The sequence below is a fragment of the Undibacterium sp. Di26W genome, from assembly GCF_049340265.1.
Classification (GTDB): Bacteria; Pseudomonadota; Gammaproteobacteria; order Burkholderiales; family Burkholderiaceae_D; genus Undibacterium.
The window spans coordinates 1-19,569 of record NZ_JBMPOR010000044.1; the positions used below are offsets into that span (position 1 = coordinate 1).

Below are 19,569 nucleotides of genomic sequence, written 5' to 3' on the forward strand. Positions count from 1 at the left end.
GCGAATTCCATAGGGGCCAGCGGCATTTGTCGCAATAACAGGCCGGATGTAAGCGTGCAATCTATTCCTGCAAATCATGATGCGTTTTTTACTTGGCAAATGGCGGCGTCCATGTAAGGTTCTAAGCCAGCCCGGGTAAGCGCAAGCTCACACCGTCATTCAGCCCCCGAAAACCGTCACCCATCGCATAGTCAGCGGGATGACTTGTCGAAATTTACAGCAAGGGCTATCTTTGCTGCATGAAAACCGCCCATACATCCGCTCCGCGCTGGCCTGCACTGCCAGGACCTCGACAAATCGCCGTGGTCTTCATGGTGCGAAAAATCGCGCAAAAGCGGTGGAAAACGGAAACATTTATTCTAATTTTCAGTTAAAAACATGCTCTCGCGAGCATTTTTATGAATGAACTGTACTTGCTTAGGAAGTTTAAGAAAATTTGAATTCAATCAGACGCTCCTTAAAAAATCCGCTGTGTCTATGATGCGCTGCTGATTAACTCATGCGCAATATGATATTTCTCCCAAAATGGGGAATCGGGCCAACGTTGCTCTTGTCGATAGTATTGCTTGCACAACACAGAGAATTGTTGATACTGCATTCGTATCGACTGTGCCACATCTCGTATCTCCCCCTTGTTCACGATGGCGTCTGCTGCCGCGATGGCGTTGGCGATGGCTTTGCAAATACCTTGCGAGGTGAGCGGGTCGTAGGCTGAAGCCGCATCACCGATTGCCAGCCAGTTTGCGCCATGGAGTTGATCCAGGCAATAAACGGGAGCAGGAAAACTGAGTATTCCATCGGACATGGGGATACCAGCTTGCGCCAATTTTTGCGTATGAGGTGCGGCGGCCATCAGTGCATCCCAAGCCTGGATTTGTTGCAGTTGCTGAGCCTTGACTGTATTGGCATCGCTATAAAACGCTAGCAACAAAGTCGCATCAGGCAAGTTTGCGCCATACCACCAACCATGCCGTACTGCTTCGAGGTGTGTTAAACCGTTTTTCTCAACTTGAGTATCCGTGATTGCAAAACGCCTGGCCAGGCAAACCAGCGCATGAGCATTGCGCTTTTGACTGCCGCACTTGCGCGCAAATACGGCGCGTGGTCCACTCGCATCAATGACAAAATCGGCATGGATACGGGTTTGATCTGGCGTAGTCGATGTCTTCTCTGCCAAGTGGAGCTCATAGCCGGATGCAACACTGGAAATGACATCTTTGAGCATGGTATTGACGCGCAGCTCGACTCCACGACTTTGCGCCTGCCCGGCTAAAAATCGATTAAATTTGCGTCGATCCAAATGCCAGCCGTGTCCGAACGGATTCATCAAGGTGTCGTTATAGCCGCGTTTGTCGCTGCCCCAGTATGAACAACTGCCGTAGCAAGGCGCATGGCCTTCAAGCAGAAATGCCTGATCGATTTCGAGCGCCTGAAACAGGCGCAGGCTTTCCGGTGGAATGCTTTCGCCTATACAAAATTGGCTGTAATCATGCGCTTCAATCAGCACTACATTCGACACCCCACGTTGCGCCAATGCCAGTGCGCATGCACTACCCGCCGGGCCGCCACCGATTATGGCGACCCGGAATCGCGAGGGATTTTCTATTGACACTTATTTTTTCTTTTCTGGTTCAGGTGCATAGAGTTTGTCGATTACCGTATTTGGCCAATACTCAACCAAATTGCTTTCATCGGTTTCGAATTGGCTACTCACTTCAAGAAAATAATCCTCGCTTTTCAGAGATGGTGCATCAGCATCCTGCGCTATCGCCCGACTTTGCAGGATGAAACCGACACGACTCCAGTTCAATAGGAATTCTTTGCGGTCTTGGTAACGCCCTGTGTTCATCGCTGGACGGTTAAAGCCCTCATCCTCAAATCGCCTTGCCTTCGTACCGTTACCACGTACAGAAAAACGCTGAACTGCCTTTGTCCCATCGCGAGCAACGACATAGCCATTGTTTGCAACCACATCGCGATAGGTGTACACCGCAACCGGTCTTTGTGCAGGCCAGGATGCGAAGGTAAAAGTATTGAGCCCAGCAAAATTCATGTCTGTTGCAGCGTCGATATTTTCATCGGTCAATTCACCGCCCGGGTTGGGGTCGGGAAGGTGGGTTGCGCAAGAGTTGTAATCGGTATGCCAAGGCAGCGCCATGAATTTGCAAAAGTCCCCAGGTTGCACTGGGGACTTGCGTAGCGGCGTATAACCAACGTCCAGAAAAGGCGTATCCTTGCTCGCCTTACTGTAATCCAGTACTTGCATATTGATGCGGAATGGTCCTGCGCTGCCAGGCGTGGACCAATTTGCGTGATAGAGATTGGGGTCACGAACACTAAAGCCCATTTCTATACCTGGACCAAAGCGTCCGCCCAGGCAATTGAACAGGATGGTCTTATCGAGCAATTCACCAGGCCCCAAGGAAGCCGATGGCGTATCGTCGGGGCGCTGATAAATATCATTAGCCCATTGCGACATGAAAAAGTATTGGCTGGTAGTAAGGCTTAAAAAACTTTTTCCCTCATCGCCCAGAGACAGGGGCATCAGCGGAGAACCTATTGTCGAACCATCCGCATAGTTTGGGTCGCGGATAAAATTCATGATCGGAAAATCCAATCCATCCGCAGGCAAGTCTCCAAGGAAATCATGTCTCTCCACAGCTTTGTCCGGCAAACTGACATTCCATTTCTGTAAGGATGCTGCGCGCAAGACAGGAAATACATCTTGCACATAATTGGGCTTGAAACTCACTTGATATTTTTGATCTTGATACACAGCGGGTTGCAGTGCGAAATTTTCCAGCCAAGTGGTATACAACTCGTCCCACAATGTCACGACGTTTGTCGTTTGTGGCGCATAGGCTGGGTCGGTTGAAATCACCCAGGCACTGCCGTCAACTGGGCGCGTACTGCCATCGTCGAATATTAAAAATGCTGTCACGGGGCCATCTGCGGTATCGTCCAGCCAATTGTCGTTATTGACGTTTTGATTCAGACTCGCATGCGGCGCGTAATTGCCTTGCGCGTCGAAGCCGCAAGCCAAACCATAACCGCCCAATACCAAAAGACGCCCATTGCTTTCGGAACTCAATGCACCCAGGGTTTGAATTTTGCGGCTATAAATTTCTGACTCAGTGTCTGCATCTTCGCTGGCGGGAAACGAGATGGGGTAGTTGGCCAGGTCGATAATCGCCCCCGTGCTCACCTCACCGTAACAGGGTAATGTCACTTTGTCGAAACGGATGCTGCCACCACTCGCTGCATGCAAAGCACGCGGACCCGCATCGATAACCAGTTTCTTGAGGCGCTGCGGATCGGCGGGATCAGCGCAGTTTGCAAATGTGGGATTGCGTAACTTTGGAAACTCACCCTGTTCGAATGGCATGACGCCTTCACCACCTAGCCAACTGTTGGCCTTTTTATTCGCTAAGTGCACAGTCCACACGATATCTTTGACTGTCTTTCCATCCACCATGCTGCCAATCCGAATTTCACTTCCGCCGCCATTGGGATAAGTTTCAATACTGCTGTGATCGGGGAAGTCATACTGATAAATTCTGAAGCGCGCAGCTTGTCGCTTCAACTTGCCGCTAGCATCGCGCAAGTCGCTACTCATGATGGGCGTCTGTTCTGTACCGGGTTTGATCGGCAAACCACCTTTCATTGCCTGACCTGGAATATCCATCCCAGCCATGCTTTCCGGGCCGAGATAATATTCTTCGCTATTGCCCACGCGGGCAATACCAATGACGGGATGGATGCGTAAATTCGTGTGTGCCATGTATGGCTCCTGATGGGGTAGATGATATCTAATTTTTCCGATGGAAAGTTATGGGAGCATGCCTTCCCTGACCCACTGGTCGTATATATTGATCGCTTCCTGAGGCAACTTGCCAGATGGCGGCATAGGATGTGGCGCTGCTTTGATGAACTCATCATACTTGCCACCTCTGACTGGTAAACGTTCTTCTGACTTCACCAACCACTTGCCATTTGCTCGATCATAGTCATAACCATGAATGGCTACTTGTATCTGGTAATAGAAAAATTTCACACTCTCATAGTTACCCAAGTGCAGCGTTTGTGTTCCGCTTTCCGTGGCCAGTTTCACCTTGTCCATTTCGGCAGTGTATTTTGAAAACAGGCATTTAATATCGTCTTTAAAGCTTAGTTTTTTCACTTTTCTATCCTCGGCACTTTCTTCATTATTTGGATACGTTGGAATAAATCAATATTTCTGGCGCACTGAAATCCTTATCAATGATTGGAGCCGTTTTGGTGCCGCTGATGGCTGCCGTGACTTTCCATTCCTGTCCTTGTTTTTTACCAATCAAGCTATTGATGATACCCGTGACATCTTCGCTGATGACAATATCTCCATGCGCGTGATGGCCAACCAATGCCCAATATGCTGTGCTGGAAATCAAGTAACGGTCGCGAAAATCCTTGTCTGTAATCGCTTCTTCAACATCTGCTGGATACAGGTATACGTCCGCTTGAAAGCTGTAATCTTTGGTGTGATCAATGCGTGAAAATTTTACGTTTACTTTGTTCGGATTGCTAACTATTGCGCTGGGAATGATGTACTTGCCAGTGCGCTTAACCTGTGGATTGGCGACAGCTTCGCTTTCGCTATGGCTTAACAATGCACTGAACAGACTGATTTGATTATCGCCAAACACATAACCGGCTTGCGCATGTCCATCGATCAAAGCCTGAATTTCATCTCTGCGCAAAAATTCATCGCCAGTTTGCGACTGAAAACCATAGCCCAGTTTGATCGTATTAAAGTAAATACCGGCAGCCCCCATATTTTCCGTGTACGAACCTGAATCGCTGCGTTTTTCGCCTCCACTCCCCGTATTGAAATCTATCGGTTTGAGCAGACCATCGTCTTGTTCACCGCGCAGATAAGTGTTTCGATTACTGCCATTCATTTGTTCCGTACCATGTTCCTGAATCCATTTTTCCAAGCTGTAATCGAGGAAGTTATGGAAGACATAAAAAATCGGATCCAAGCCTGCTGTCGTGTTTTGTCCCATGTTGCCATTCACATAGCCATAATGCATTTTATTGTGAATTTGGGTTTCCAATTTACCGCCAGTGCTGAGTCCATATTCGTTACCACCAAAAGCATTCCAGTCCAGGTAAAAAATCTGGTAGGCCATTAAATAGGGTGAGGTTTGCGGCAGGCTACGGGTTAATTGTTCACGGCTACGCGTCGTGTCGTAAAGGGGGGAATTTATATTTTCAAACGCTTTTGGATAGCGCACACCGCTCGGTTTTTTTGTGAAATTCCAATATGGCAGGGTGACGTTCTTTGTGCTTGGCCCGAAAATCCCTTCGGGATCCGCAGCTTGCAAGGCTAGTTCATAATAATACAATTCTGCACGATGCCATTGCAAAAAAGTATTCTTTCTATGCTCGCATTCACCCGGGTATTCCTGGTGGGTCTTCGTGCCATTTGGAACATTGAGAAAATTGCGCACATTGCAGCTATCGAGATTAGGGTTGCCCAGCAACCTTGTCATTTTTTCTGTGGACAAGGACGCAGTGCGTTGGTCGAACACATCAATCGATGCGCAATCGTGCACCCATGCCTGCCACAGAAAACCAGTACGATCAAAAACATTCTGCTCACTTTTGCGCTTCATCATTTTTACAGCATGTTCATATGCTGCGAGTTCTGCAGGCGTTAAGTCATCAATGTTCTTACGATATTTGACTTCACGCGTAAGGTTATCGTTGACTTTGAGCTCAATCATGGATGCTGGCAAATCGGCTTTTTGCGCAAGAGCGTTGGTGCTGCTTAACCCCAGACATAATAGAGCCGCAAGCAATCGATAATTCGATAGTTTCATTTCTGGATTCCTTCTGGATTCGGTATGCATTTTTTAGCGACTAAAAAAAACCTCCACAAAAGTACACATTTTCGTGACGATGTGGAGGTGTTTTTATTTGTAAAAATTTGGGTGACTTTAGTGTGACTCAGTGTCCAGCATGTCCACTCTGTACGCCATGTGCACCATGTGCGCCAGCAGAAGCACCACCTTTTCCATTTGGAACGACCACCTTGACGTTTTGCATCATGCCCTGGTCTTCATGTTCAAGAATATGGCAGTGCAGGACGTATTCGCCGATGTACCGCTGGTAGCGGGTTGCAATTTCGATTTCGTAATTTGGTGCCACCAGAAGCGTATCTTTCCAAGTGCCAATTAAATTTTGATACTGTTGATAGAAGTCGGTGCTCTTGTCTTCAGGATCTTTGCCCACCCATTTGACGCCAACAATTTGAAAAGGGTTAACGTGGATATGGAATGGATGGCTACCTGCTTTGGATCTGAGTGTCCAAATCTGCTCAGTCCCCAAAATCAGAGTGTGGTCAACACGGTCTGGTTTATAGGTATAGTCAAGACTCGGTTGCAGATTGGGATCAAACTGTCCCTCAACCATAAAGCGTGTTTTGTCTTCTGCCTTGGCAATATCAAAGACCTTGGCAATATTAAAGGTCACGTATTCTTTAGGTTTACTATTCAGTACAGCCAGATTTTCAGGAGTAAAACTCGGATGCGGCACAAATTTATTGAGTTGCAAATCGTTCCTTAAATTCTCTTTGACTTGTTCGCGCACAGAAGGCGGTTGTGTTTGTGCCGCCGCGAGCAACTGCTGAGTCATGAATTTGGCTTGGCTCGCTTGATCTGTTGCGTGGTTTGCTTTGCCGATGGCTTGACCAGGCTTGCTCGCGTCTATCACTGCCAGCAAGCGTGCATTTTTTGCCGCGTCATTGTTAAGCGAAGAAGCTGCTTTGTCATCGTAGACGCAATATTTACCTGCATTGGGCAGCGCAAACAGAATATCGCTGCGATAACCAGGCTGTAGGTAATTCGTGTTTTTTGAAATCGCCTTGGCATGCGTCAATCCATCGCTGGCGACTTCAAATTGCCATACATCGCTGCCATTGCAAACTTCCTCTATCGACTTCTTCCCACTCAATAAGGCATCGACATCATTGATGCTGTCGATCTGCTTGATGCGCAATTTCACCGTATCTTGAAAACCTGCATCAATCAAACGCCAGCGATATACAGTATTGTCTGCCATGACGATTTTGGGCTGTACCTGACCATTGATCATCGTATAACGCCCTGAAGTACGCCAGATACTTGGACTCTCCACTTGACCAAAGCTCTCCACCACACCGACTTCGTTTTCGCTGCAAGTCCAGGGCCCCACTTCTTTTGGCTTGCCATCTTTATCTTTGCCATAAGTAGTATGGTAATTTGAATAGGGTTTATCCGGTGTATTGTCAAAGCAAGCGTAAGGCACTTGTTGCAGCATCATGACTTCAGCACTGCTACCGCCCTTAGGTTCGAATTTCTTTAGCAAAGTATCCAGATCACCATTTCCTGTGGGACTGGGATAGCGATCACCTTTTACGATCAAGGCACCTGTCATGCCACTGCCTACTTGCATCGCTGTTGTGCCATGCACGTGCGGGTGATACCAAAACGTTCCTGCAGGATGGTCTACCGGAACATTGTATTCATACTCAAAACTGACATTCGGTTCGATCGACAGTAATACATTGTCGCTATTCCCGCTCGGCGAAATCCACAAGCCATGTGAGTGCAGATTGGTGATATTAAAACAGCCAGGACTACCAGGCGCATTCAATGCCGTTGGCGTACATTGAACTTCGGTTTGATCCGTATGCTCAGCTAATTTTTCGACCTGTTCTGGCAATTGATTATGCAGCTTATAACGTACCGTTTGGCCGGGTACAACCACAACACTGGGTGCTTGAAAGCGTGCTGCACCAAGCGCATCGGCAGCCCAGGACTTATCGGTTTTTTGCTGGTAGGCGCGCAATTTAACTTTATCCGCTTTGCCTGTCAGCGGGTTGTAAATACTACCTTCGGTATAGCGAATAAACAGGTCGTAGGATTTTTCGAATTGGTCTCTTGCGCTAGGTGTGTGACCCGCAGGTAAGTCATTTGGTGTCAACAATGGCGGCATTTGCAACAAGCGATGATTAAGTGCATTCAGTGTCGGACTAAGCGCTACATTTTCCTTGGCCAAGACAGGAGCAGAACATAATGCAGTGACCGCAAGCCAAAAGAATGTGTGTTGATACTGAAATGATTTTTGGTGTGACATTTAGGTATCCCAAGTTAGACCTGGAAACGGCAGTTGACCGCTCCAGGAAGTTAATAAAGTCTTCAATTATTGTAAGAATTCAGAGCTGAATATCCACCCCAGGCAAAGCTGGTGTAACACTTGGCGCACCAATTAAGGTCGCGTTTCTGCTTATCACTATCAATTGCTGCTATTTTTAAAGTTGATGCATCAAGAAATTCAATGCTGCGTGACCTTTTTATCAGCAATCAGATTATCGAAGTATAGAAATAGAGTCGAATAAGGACGCTGGGATTGCGACATATGGCATTATATCAATTATCTAATTATATTTTCAAAAATACACCATTTTTTCTAAATTTACGTCGAGCAATGTTATTTGAACGAAAAAATTCCGAGCGGAAACGAGAAAAGATTCTATTTTATTGCTATAAATTTAATACTTCACTACACTTTCAGTATGTGTGCGTGGCGGGGTATGCAGTAATATGTTTCACATTAACAACACGTCGATCTATCTTACAAACCTGATGAAAGAAAAGGCTAGATCACATGTCTAATGAAGAAAAAGTCAAAGGCCCAGCATCTTATTTTCCATCAATAGAAAAGAAGTATGGCAAGCCCATCCAGCATTGGTTGGACCTGGTTCAACAAAGCAAAGGGTTGAAGCACATGGAGATAGTGAACAAACTCAAGACGGAACACGAGTTAGGACATGGGCATGCTAATGCGATTGTCGCCTATGCCTTGAGTGAAGACAAAAAATAGACTGGTCGTTGTGGTGGCTAACATCGACCTAGGGCCCCATCGGGTTTAACCCCAAGACCTTTGAAGGGCCATTCTTGAGCTTCCTGTCATTTGCCAATTCGCTGATTCCCCTGCTGGTACTGGAACTGTATCTGCGCGCACAAGATAGCAAAAGTACAGCCGCCCGATACAGCATGGCAGGCGTGCTGCTGGTGTTGAGCGTGGCCAGCGGCATTGGCATTGCCGTCGCCTTCATGGGTATGTGGCGACCACATCTCTGACATTTTGCAAATAAAGCCAAATGCATGGGCAAGTATGCACCGGGCTACTGAGTGTAAAGGCAGGGAATAATGGAAATTATGCCTTCACTGCAAAACCCAAAGCGGCCAGCGCAATTTCAGCGGCTTGCTGGTCTTGCAGCGCATTACCGCCGGATATGCCTATGCCACCGATGACGACGCCATTATCGATGATAGGGCAGCCACCGCCAACGGCAACCAGGCGCGGCCTGTGGGCCAACTGGGCTACGACATCATTGCTGATGATGGCATTCCAGCTGTGTGTGGGTATGCCAAAAGACGCCGCCGTCCAGGCCTTGTCAATGGCCACATCCACCGTCAGGAAAGCGGCATTGTCAGCCCGTTCAAAGGCTTTCAAATGACCGGCATTGTCTGTGACAGCGATGGTGACAGTAATGCCAATGTCGCGCGCAGCAGCACTGGCCGCAGCAATCAAAGCCGCTGCTGCACTCGCCGTGATACTGGCTGCGGGAAATGATTTAGTGATTTGTGTCGTTTGCATAAATTTTTATCCAATTAAAAGAAAAGTTGGGCCTTGCCCCCTACCCATGACGCAAACTCACCAGCCTGGTGGATTTTTTGGTAGAAGCACTACGGTAGAAGATGCTGGTCAGCCTCACTGGACTGCATACCTGCAATCAAAAACCCTGCAATACAATCTTGCCCTGTGCCTTGCCGCTTTCTATCAGGGCATGGGCCTTGCGCAGGTTGGCGGCACTGATACTGCCAAAATTGGCGTTGACTGTGGTGCGTACCTTACCGGCATCGACCAGTGCTGCCACTTCGGCCAGCAACTTGCCTTGTTCATCCATGTCCGGTGTCTGGAACATCGAACGGGTGAACATCAGTTCCCAATGCAGGGAAATCGATTTGGATTTCAACTGCATCAGATCCAGTGTTGCCATATCATCGATCACACCCAGGCGGCCTTGCGGCTTCAGGCTGGCGATAATTTGCGCATAGTGTTGCGGCGTTTGCGTCAGGCTGGCGACGATATCCACGCCATCAATACCCAGCGCCTTGAGTTCTTCGCTAAGTGGTTTTGAATGATCGATGACCGCATGCGCGCCAAGATCCAGGCACCATTGCCGTGTGCCGGGGCGTGATGCAGTGGCAATCACCCGCAACTGCGTCAACTGACGCGCCAGTTGTATGAGTATGGAACCGACACCACCGGCACCACCGACGATCAGCAGCGTCTGCCCGGCACCACCATCCTTGGGTACGCCCAAACGATCAAACAGCAATTCATAGGCCGTAATGCTGGTCAGTGGCAAGGCAGCAGCCTGCGCATCGTCCAGGCTGGCTGGTGCCCTGGCGACGATGCGTTCATCCACGGCATGCAATTCACTATTTGCGCCAGGACGGTTGATGGCACCGGCGTAATACACCCGGTCACCCACGCTGAAATTGCTGACGGCAGAACCGACAGCCTCAACCACGCCAACCGCATCCCAACCCAATACTTTCAGTTGGCCTTCAGCAGGTGCGCTGCCTGATCTGAGCTTGGTGTCGACAGGGTTGACCGAAATAGCATTCACCCGCACCAGCAGGTCGCGTGCTTCCAGCGCTGGTGTTGGCAATTCCACATCTTCCAGGGATGCGCTGTTATCGATGGGTAAACAATGGCGGTAAGCAATGGCCCGCATAAATAATCCTTGAGTATGTCGCATGGTGTCCGGAACCATTTCCAGATCAGTCCAGACATTGTAGAATCTGAAGCGTGAATTGATAAGCTCAATAAATAACTATCACTTTCAAATGAAAATTGAAAATATAGGCGACCTGCATGTGCTGGTGCAGACAGCGCGCTGTGGCTCACTGTCTGGTGCTGCCGGTGTGCTGGGCATGACACCGGCAGCTGCCAGCGCCGCCATGAAGCGACTGGAAACCCAGTTGGGTACACGCCTGTTTGAACGGTCAACCCGGGCATTGCGCATCACCGCCCAAGGGCAAATCCTGCTTGACTATGCGCAAAGGGCGTTTGATTTACTCGATGAAGGCGAATCGCAGGTATCAGAGGCCCGCACCGCTCTGGTTGGCACGATACGGGTCGCCGCCCCGTCCGACCTGACGCGTACTACCCTGCTGCCCTGGCTCGATGAATTCCTGGCCCTGCACCCGGGCGTGCAACTGGCACTGAATGTGGGCGACAGGCCGCTGGATGTCGTGCGTGATGAAGTCGATGTGGCGCTGCGCTATGGCACCCTGACAGATTCACGCCTGGTAGCCCGCCTGCTGTGCCAAAACCACCCCCTGCTATGCGCCGCACCATCCTACCTGGCCCGCCACCCTGCTCCCACAACCCCGCACGACCTGACGCAACACAACTGCCTGATTTTCGAGCGCAATGGTCGTCTGCACAAAACCTGGCGCTTTGCCCAGCAAGGAAAATGGAAGGAAATACGTGTAAGCGGCGACCGCAGCGTTGACGACGCCTCGCTGGCTCGCATGTGGGCAGTGGCCGGTGCCGGCATCATTTTCAAGTCATTGATCGACGTCAGGACAGAACTGCAAGACGGCAGCCTGGTGCAACTGTTGACGGATTGGGAGAGCGATCCCTATCCACTGCATGCGCTGCTGCCCAGCGGGCGCTTCATACCAAACCGGGTACGGGCGCTGGTGGATTTTTTAGCAGAGAAATTTTCAGTAGTACTACGCTGACGCAAATTCAGGCTTCAACCCCCTACTTCAACACTTCATTGCGTAAGTCCTGTTTATTCATTTTATTCATTTTTTGTTTCATTGCCATTCAACTCTGCATACCGCCGAAAACCCTCGCGTACTGCTTCCAGCAAATCCTGGTCGTTCCATGGTTTGGTCAGGAATTTATAAATTTCACCGCGATTGATCGCCTCAGTCAGGCTATCCAGACCGGTATAACCGGACAAGACCATGCGTATGGTCTTGGGGTACAGTTTGCGTGTACGGGCCAATAATTCTGTGCCTGTCATGCCTGGCATTCGCTGGTCAGTCAGGATCACACCCACTGGGTGCAATGCCAACAATGCCAGCGCTTCTTCGGCACCGCTGGCAACCAATATATGATAATTTTCCCGACGGAATAAGCGTGACAGCGAAGACAGGATACCGGCTTCGTCATCCACCAGCAACAGCGCCAATCGCTCTTCTTCGGCCTGGGTTTCTTGCGGAACATAGGTATCCATGAAATCCGTCATGGCGTCACCGGGCAGGGGTTTGCTGATCAGATACCCTTGCATGACATCGCATTGCAGGGCACGCAGATAGCGCGCCTGACCTATATCTTCCACCCCTTCTGCAATGACTTCCAGACCCAGGCTATGGCCCATGGCAATGATGGCCTTGACGATGGACGCATTGCCGCTATTGCTCGTCATGTCACGCACAAAGGCCATGTCAACCTTGAGTTTGTGTACTTCAAGTTGTTGCAGATAGGCGAGAGAAGAATACCCCGTGCCAAAATCATCAATAGACAATCGCACCCCCAGCGCTTTTAAATCCGCCAGGGATTTGAAAGACTGCTCCTGGTCCAGCATGATGCTGCTTTCCGTGATTTCCAGTTCCAGCTGGTGGGCTGCGATACCGGTTTCTTGCAAACATGCCCGCACTGTTTCCACCAAAGTCCCGCGGCTCAACTGCAGCGCAGATATATTGACCGCGACCTGACGCAAATCAAAACCCATATTTGACCATTGCTTGATTTGCTGGCAAGCCTTGCGCAAGACCCAGGCCCCCAACTGCACGATAAAACCACTCTCTTCGGCCAGCGATATAAAACTATTTGGCGGGATCAGGCCGCGCACAGCATGTTGCCAGCGCACCAGCGCCTCCAGCCCCACGATGTGACCGCTGATCAAATCCACCTGAGGTTGATAATGCAAGCGCAATTCGTCACGTTCTATGCTGCGACGCAAGTCTGCTTCCAGCGTCAGGCGCTCTTTGGCGCGACGACTCATATCAGAAGAAAAGAAACGCAAGAGGCCACGCCCCTGCGCCTTGGCCTGATGCAGGGCGGAGGCGGCATTGCTTTGCAGGGATTCAGTATCACTACCGTCATTGGGGTACAAGGCAATACCGATACTGGCACCGACATACACGCTATGCGTGCCGAGTTCGACAGGCCTGGCCATTTCCTCTATCACGCGCTGTGCCAGCAGATCTACCCAGGGCATGCCATCTCCTGGATGAAGGATGATATTGAACTCATCGCCACTGATGCGGGCAATCGCATTACTATCGGGCAGCAAGGTTTTCAGACGTCTTGCAGCTTCTATCAATAATTGGTCACCCAGGCTATGGCCCAGGTTTTCATTGATGGTCTTGAAATTATCAAGATCAATATACAGCAAGGCAAACTGCGTCTGTTCACGTTCAGCATATTGCAAGGCATGATTCAATAATTCATGGAACAGGGCGCGATTAGGCAAGCCCGTGAGCGGATCACGGTTGATGAAAAAATCCAGCTTTTCTTCGGCATAGCGACGTTGCGAAATATCACGGTGCGAGCCGCGCAAGCCCAGGTATTTGCCGCTGACATCGTGCACCGTTTTGCACACATGTTCTATCCAGCGCTCTGTCCCGTCCTTGGCTTTTATACGAAAAATTAGGGCGGAAGCATGTGCACCGCTGGTGTCATTTATGTCATTTGGGTCGCTTGATTCGCTTGGGTCGCCGGATTCGCCTGAATGTGGCCCATGTAATTTCCATGCATCCAGATCGTCAGGATGAATGATTTTTTCTATCAGCCCCGCATCTGCAAAAAACTCTTCCGGGGTATAGCCAGAATCTTCCAGACAAGCTGGCGACACATACAGATAGCTGCCATCGGGTGCCATCCAGTATTCCCAGTTGGGTGAATAATCAGCCAGGATGCGGTATTTTTCTTCGCTCTTGATCAGTAATGCCGTACGTTGTGCGACTAGTTGTTCAAGAAAATGCCTGAGTCTGGCCAGTTCCAGATGGGTGCGCACGCGCGCATATACCTCATCGATGTCAAAGGGTTTGGTAATGTAGTCTGCACCGCCAACGTCAAAGCCTTTGAGTTTTTGTTGCTTGGTATCGAAGATGGTGACGAAGATGACAGGGATACGATTGCCGGCAGCGGTAGCCTTGATGCGGCGGCAAACTTCATACCCATCCATGCCCGGCATCATAATATCCAGCAAGACCAGATCTGGTGGCGTTGCACCAGCTACCATTTCAATTGCCTTGGCGCCGGAATTGGCAACCATGATGCGATAGCTGCCTTTTAGTGCTTCCAGCAATTCATGAATATTTTCCGGCACGTCATCCACCACCAGCAAGGTGGGTGGACGTGCCGGATCAGTATGGCGAGCAATATCAAAATTGATGGGATAGCGGCGATAGCGCTGCAATTCCAGTTGGTTGCGTATGCGCAGCAGCAAGAGATCTGGATTGACAGGCTTGGTAATGTAATCAGCCACGCCCAGGGTCAGGCCGCGTGCTTCGTCACCGGCATCTGAAATGGCCGTCACAAAAATCACCGGGATGTCTGCCGTAGCCGGATTGGCTTTCAAATGCACCAGGACAGAATAGCCGTCCATCCCCGGCATTTTTATATCCAGCAATATCAGGTCGGGATGGGGTAGTCGCTGTGCCAGTTCCAAAGCTTTTTCGCCGCCGCTGGCAGCAATGATCGCATACTCATCACGCAGCATGTTCATCAAGCCATGCAGGTTTTCAACCACATCATCGACGATGAGTATGCGCTGGCGGGTAGTGGCGATGTGGGCAACGTGGGCAATGTCGGTCATGAGACTGTCACTCGCTTAATGGACTTAGACGTTTTTTCAGATCAGTCAGCAAGGCGAGCGCGGCATCAATATCAAACACATCGACGCTAGCCGCAATGGCAGCCAGGTCCGCTTGCAGATGTGTCCCGCTGACCCCGGTTTGCAACTCAGCCAGTACCGGCTCGGCACTACCCAGATCATACTCTAATGCCTCACCCAGTTGTTGCAATAGCACGTTAACTTGTGCGGCATCCAGGATTGCTGGCGCAGAGGCATTCGCATTCTTATTGGCATTGGCAGCTTCTGCCTCTCTGTCCAGTCTATCAATATTGGCAAACAAGTCTTGTGCCAGGCTATGCAATTCATCCAGTTGTGTCTGATCTGGCACTTCCCCCTGTTTTAGCAGCTTATCAATATCGGCTATTTTACTGTGCAATGCAACGGCAGCAACATTTCCTGTCACCCCTTTCAGCATATGACAATACTCTTCGGCCTGCAGCAGGTTTTTGTGTTCCAGCAACTTTTGCAACTGGCTGGGCATATCCGCATAATTGACCCTGAAGCGCCGCAACTGCTTTAGATAGGCAGAAGTTTTCCCCCCTATACGACGCACGCCCTCGTGCGCATCCAGACCGGCCACGGCCAGCCATCCTGGCGGGATGTCAAGTACCTGGCGCGTGGCGGGGTACGCACCTGACCTGGGGTCTGGAATATGTATCCACTTGGCCAATACCGCCATCAGCTTGTCTGGCGCGATCGGTTTGGTGACATGGTCATTCATCCCTGCGGCCTGTGTCTTTTCTGCATCATGTGCCATCGCCAGCGCAGTCGTCGCAATAATAGGAAGTTGCGCAAAGCGTGCACTGCCATCCGCATTGACCAGGGCACGGATACGCCGTGCCGCTTCCAGGCCATCCATGACTGGCATCTGTATATCCATCAGCACGGCGTCATAGTCATGTCTTTGCACTTGCTCGATTGCGTCCAGGCCATTGACGGCCTGATCCACATCTATCCCTTCACTGCGCAGCAATTCGGTGACAAACTCACGATTGATATCATTGTCTTCCACCAGCAAAATACTGGCGCCCGCCAGTTGACCGCTGACCGCCAGGTCGGGCAGTGTTACACGCAGCCTGTCAGCACTCCCCAGGATGCGGGCACGACCAAGTACCGTCAATATGCCATCCAATAATGCAGAAGGCGATACCGGTTTGATGAGGAAACCATCCACACCCGCCTGTTCGGCAAAACGGATCACATCCTCACGGCCATGGGCGGTCACCATCACGACCTTGGGCTGAGACCTGATGGCAGTATCATTACGTATGCGCCTGGTCACCTCATCCCCGTTCATGCCCGGCATGCGCCAGTCAATCAAGATCAGATCGTAGGCTTTGTCACCAGCGTTTCTGAGCATGTCGAGCGCACTGCCACCATTTTCTGCGGTGCTGACGTCCACATGAAAATAACTCAACATTTCTGTCAGGATTTCACGCGATACCTGGTTGTCATCGACCACCAGGATGCGCAAATCATCCAGCAGCCGCCCGGTTTGCTCTATCAGGCTATTGGCAGCAGTTTGTGTCCTGGTCGCTATTTTCAGTTGAATGGTAAAGCAAAAGGTGGTGCCCTTGCCAAGCTGGGTATCCTCTATCCAAATCTGCCCACCCATCAACTCAACCAGGTTTTTACAAATTGCCAGGCCCAGCCCGGTGCCACCAAACCGGCGCGTGGTCGACTGATCGGCCTGGGTAAATTTGGTAAACAAGCCATCCCGGATATCTGCCGGGATACCTATGCCAGAATCCCGCACATACACTTGCAGCCGTACATCCGTTTCAGTCAAAGACAGGCATTGAAAGCCCAGTTCCACCTCACCATGTTCCGTGAATTTGACCGCATTGCCACACAAATTCAATAAGACCTGTCCCAGCCGCAAAGGGTCGCCTATCAACACAGGGGGAATGCTGACATCATAACGAATCAGGAATTCTATGCCCTTGTGTTCAGTCTGGTAGCTGATGGCATCGGTAAGCTGCTCAAGCACCGCTTCCAGCGAAAACTCAATTTGCTCAATGCCCAGTTTACCTGCTGCTATCTTTGAAAAATCCAGGATGTCATTGATGATACCCAGCAGCGAACGGGCTGCGCCTTGTGCCTTGCTTAAATAATTGCGCTGGGTGGAACTTAGCTCGCCTTTAAGGGCCAGATACAACATGCCCAGCACTGCATTCATGGGCGTGCGAATTTCATGGCTCATATTCGCCAGGAACTGTCCTTTAGCAAGATTGGCGGATTCAGCCTGCTCCTTGGCCGTCAGCAATTCCTGGGTACGCTCAGTCACTATTTTTTCCAGATTGTGATTGAGCTCGTCCAGTTCCTGCAAGGAGACAAATAATTGCTGACGGCCTTCATTAAAAGCCTTCACCAGTTCACCCAGTTCATCCCGATAAGGATAAGGAACATCTTCCATCGGCATATCGCTGGAACGAAACCGCCAGTTGGCCACTGCCGTGGCAACCGTGGTCACAGAATTGGACAAGCGATAGCGTATGGTCCACAAAAAAATCAGCCACAAGGCACTGGTGACAATAATGGAATTCAACAGCACGATCAAGAAACCGTACTTGACACGATTCCAGATCACATCATGACCAGAATACATCTTCAACTGACCAAGCAAGCGGCTGTCACCACGTGGAGCATGATAAAAAAGAGGAATAACAGTACGCTTGATCTGGCGCGTAAAAAAACCCGCTGGCTCTTTGCTTGTAGATGGCACGCTGCCCATTTCCAGCAACATTTCTCCGGCAGCATTTTCTATCTGCACACCAGTAACGATGGCATTTTGGCTGGCACTTTGTGCGATGCTCACCAATTGCGGACGATCCAGTTCCCATACCGCATTGCTCACATGCGGAGCAATCGTCTGCCCCAGGGAAGCCAGATCACCATCAATATCACGGCTGACGCTGACATACTGGATCAGCAATTGTGCCACGGTCATGCTGATGGCAACCAGCAGATACCATGGCAGCATCGTGTACAACAAACGTCGGGAAAGTGTCTGCGCCAGGAACATCGATTGTCCTTCAAGAGTTCACACTACGTTTTAGTGCCACCACCAACGGGTATCCGGCTCCAATGTACCTGCTGGCAAAACGGGATTAGCGAGCTTGATCACTTGACGCCGCTCGCTTGCCAATTGCTTTATTTCTTTTGCGTGATAAGACTCGAACAACTGGCGAAATGAGCCATCTGCCAGCGCCAGTTTTAATCCACGCTCTATTCTCGATGCAAGTTGTTTATTGTCTTTGTTCACCCAAAAATAAACCGGGTAGGGGAAATACAGCGCCTTGCTTTTTTCTGTCATCAACTGCGGAAATTGCACTTTATGTTTTTCGATTTCCAGGTAGGCTTCATTCAAACCGCGCGTAAATGCATCAAAGCGGCCAGCCGCCAGCATACCAAACAGGTTTTCATAGTTAGTCGAAGTCACTACCGTAAATCCATTGGCACGTAAAATCGCTAAATCCGCCCACTGGCTGTTCAGGCCAAAAGTCAGTTGCTGACGCAATGCCTGTTCATCCATCAGTGCAATACTGGCCTGGTCTGTCTTGCGAATCACCAACACCCGATAACCGATAATGCCACGCAAAATGTCGATTTTGATGGGCAGCATCTGCGTCTCACGCTCGGTATTGGTGCCAAGCGCAATGACATCAATCACACCCGACTGCAATAAAGAAATACCACGATTCTGGGTCACGTCTTCAGCAAAAGGCTCCAGCCCGCCAGGGGCCGCCTCATCGCGTGTATGTGCGAGCGCCAGTTCAAGCAACTTCCAGCGGTATTCATAGATAGGGCCAACCGGGAAATATTTGAGACTGGACTTCAGACCCGCCTGGCCTGCATAGGAAAACGCGCTGGCACAAAACAACATGCAAAAACAGGATGCCAGCATGGCCTGCAACAGCCCAGGCACGACTTTACCCAGACCCGCATGCCACCCCGCCATGCGCCTGACGTAATCTGAGGAAATGTGCAAAGCAAGGAACATAGACTTCCCACTTTCAAGCTGTTTCTATCCTGACTTGTCGATAAGTCACTGACAACGCCTGAATGCAGTATTCCCCAATTGAGCGAATATCACAAGAGCAACTTTCGTTTTTGACAATTCGTCAACAAAACCTGTCGACGGGGTGAGTTCTACTTATTCCACTCAATTGCCGAGTCTTTAGATAACTTTATCGGATATTTTTCATCAAAATTCCGCAAAATCCCCCAAAGAGATACCTCTGAGCAGCACTTGAATTTGTGCTACGCCTGAACATTACGGATTATCGATTCATTGTATTGCGTACAGCGAGCTTGTGGACTGTAACAGTGGCAACAGAAGAGAAAGACGCTTTCCCGACGATAAGGGTAAGGCAAGTTAACACTTATGCGCAGCGATAGTAACCTGTCGCAAGCAATAACTCTTATGTATGCAAATTATGGGAAGCGCTTGCTATCCTGTCGATGGGGGTGTCCGGAATTTTGTGTAAACGGTTTTTCGTTTAGTTCTGCGACATCCGGTCATCGAACTGGATGGTAAAGCGATTGAGTGCTCCTTTCCAGTCCCGTATTGGCATTGTCCATTTCTTGCT

General features: G+C 49.9%; 13 protein-coding genes. 3 read left to right on the forward strand and 10 right to left on the reverse strand.

The annotated features are described in order from the left end of the window. Positions 1-475: 475 nt before the first annotated feature. The 5 genes from ACO0LM_RS28080 to ACO0LM_RS28100 form a co-directional block, all read right to left on the reverse strand. Entirely contained in the window at positions 476-1,612 is a 1,137-nt protein-coding gene (locus tag ACO0LM_RS28080; RefSeq protein ID WP_423042156.1) for an FAD-dependent oxidoreductase, read from the reverse strand. Beyond that, positions 1,613-3,781 (reverse strand): LodA/GoxA family CTQ-dependent oxidase, encoded by a 2,169-nt coding sequence (locus ACO0LM_RS28085; RefSeq protein WP_423042158.1) that lies wholly within the window; start codon positions 3,779-3,781, stop codon positions 1,613-1,615. A 48-nt stretch (positions 3,782-3,829) separates the two neighbouring features. After that, positions 3,830-4,180 carry a hypothetical protein gene (locus ACO0LM_RS28090; RefSeq protein ID WP_423042160.1) on the reverse strand — a complete coding sequence of 117 codons (351 nt, stop codon included), beginning with the start codon at positions 4,178-4,180 and terminating at the stop codon, positions 3,830-3,832. Between the two features lie 25 nt (positions 4,181-4,205). Then, positions 4,206-5,861 carry a tyrosinase family protein gene (locus ACO0LM_RS28095; RefSeq protein WP_423042162.1) on the reverse strand — a complete coding sequence of 552 codons (1,656 nt, stop codon included), beginning with the start codon at positions 5,859-5,861 and terminating at the stop codon, positions 4,206-4,208. Between the two features lie 127 nt (positions 5,862-5,988). Beyond that, on the reverse strand, positions 5,989-8,157 hold the full coding sequence (locus tag ACO0LM_RS28100) for a multicopper oxidase family protein (RefSeq protein WP_423042163.1): 2,169 nt from the start codon (positions 8,155-8,157) through the stop codon (positions 5,989-5,991). A gap of 531 nt (positions 8,158-8,688) precedes the next feature. Between ACO0LM_RS28100 and ACO0LM_RS28105 the strand changes: the two genes are divergently transcribed. Continuing rightward, entirely contained in the window at positions 8,689-8,904 is a 216-nt protein-coding gene (locus ACO0LM_RS28105) for a DUF4287 domain-containing protein (protein WP_423042165.1), read from the forward strand. A gap of 74 nt (positions 8,905-8,978) precedes the next feature. After that, the gene (locus tag ACO0LM_RS28110; protein ID WP_423042167.1) at positions 8,979-9,164 is read left to right on the forward strand and encodes a hypothetical protein; all 186 of its coding nucleotides are present in this window, start codon (positions 8,979-8,981) and stop codon (positions 9,162-9,164) included. Between the two features lie 76 nt (positions 9,165-9,240). On the opposite strand, the gene ACO0LM_RS28115 is transcribed toward ACO0LM_RS28110, so the two are convergent. Both ACO0LM_RS28115 and ACO0LM_RS28120 read right to left on the reverse strand, forming a co-directional pair. Continuing rightward, positions 9,241-9,669, reverse strand: coding sequence for a GlcG/HbpS family heme-binding protein (locus ACO0LM_RS28115; RefSeq protein ID WP_422989726.1), 429 nt, complete (start codon positions 9,667-9,669; stop codon positions 9,241-9,243). A gap of 151 nt (positions 9,670-9,820) precedes the next feature. Next, a complete protein-coding gene (locus ACO0LM_RS28120) occupies positions 9,821-10,831 on the reverse strand; it encodes a zinc-binding alcohol dehydrogenase family protein (protein WP_423042169.1) in 1,011 nt (336 codons plus the stop codon). A gap of 112 nt (positions 10,832-10,943) precedes the next feature. Between ACO0LM_RS28120 and ACO0LM_RS28125 the strand changes: the two genes are divergently transcribed. Continuing rightward, positions 10,944-11,846 (forward strand): LysR family transcriptional regulator, encoded by a 903-nt coding sequence (locus ACO0LM_RS28125; protein ID WP_423042171.1) that lies wholly within the window; start codon positions 10,944-10,946, stop codon positions 11,844-11,846. A gap of 62 nt (positions 11,847-11,908) precedes the next feature. On the opposite strand, the gene ACO0LM_RS28130 is transcribed toward ACO0LM_RS28125, so the two are convergent. From ACO0LM_RS28130 to ACO0LM_RS28140, 3 genes are read right to left on the reverse strand one after another with little or no spacing between them, the layout of a single operon-like run. Continuing rightward, positions 11,909-14,938 (reverse strand): EAL domain-containing protein, encoded by a 3,030-nt coding sequence (locus ACO0LM_RS28130; protein ID WP_423042173.1) that lies wholly within the window; start codon positions 14,936-14,938, stop codon positions 11,909-11,911. A 7-nt stretch (positions 14,939-14,945) separates the two neighbouring features. Continuing rightward, a complete protein-coding gene (locus tag ACO0LM_RS28135; RefSeq protein WP_423042175.1) occupies positions 14,946-18,002 on the reverse strand; it encodes a response regulator in 3,057 nt (1,018 codons plus the stop codon). 30 nt (positions 18,003-18,032) lie between these two features. Then, positions 18,033-18,980, reverse strand: coding sequence for a substrate-binding periplasmic protein (locus ACO0LM_RS28140; RefSeq protein WP_423042177.1), 948 nt, complete (start codon positions 18,978-18,980; stop codon positions 18,033-18,035). Positions 18,981-19,569: the final 589 nt, after the last annotated feature.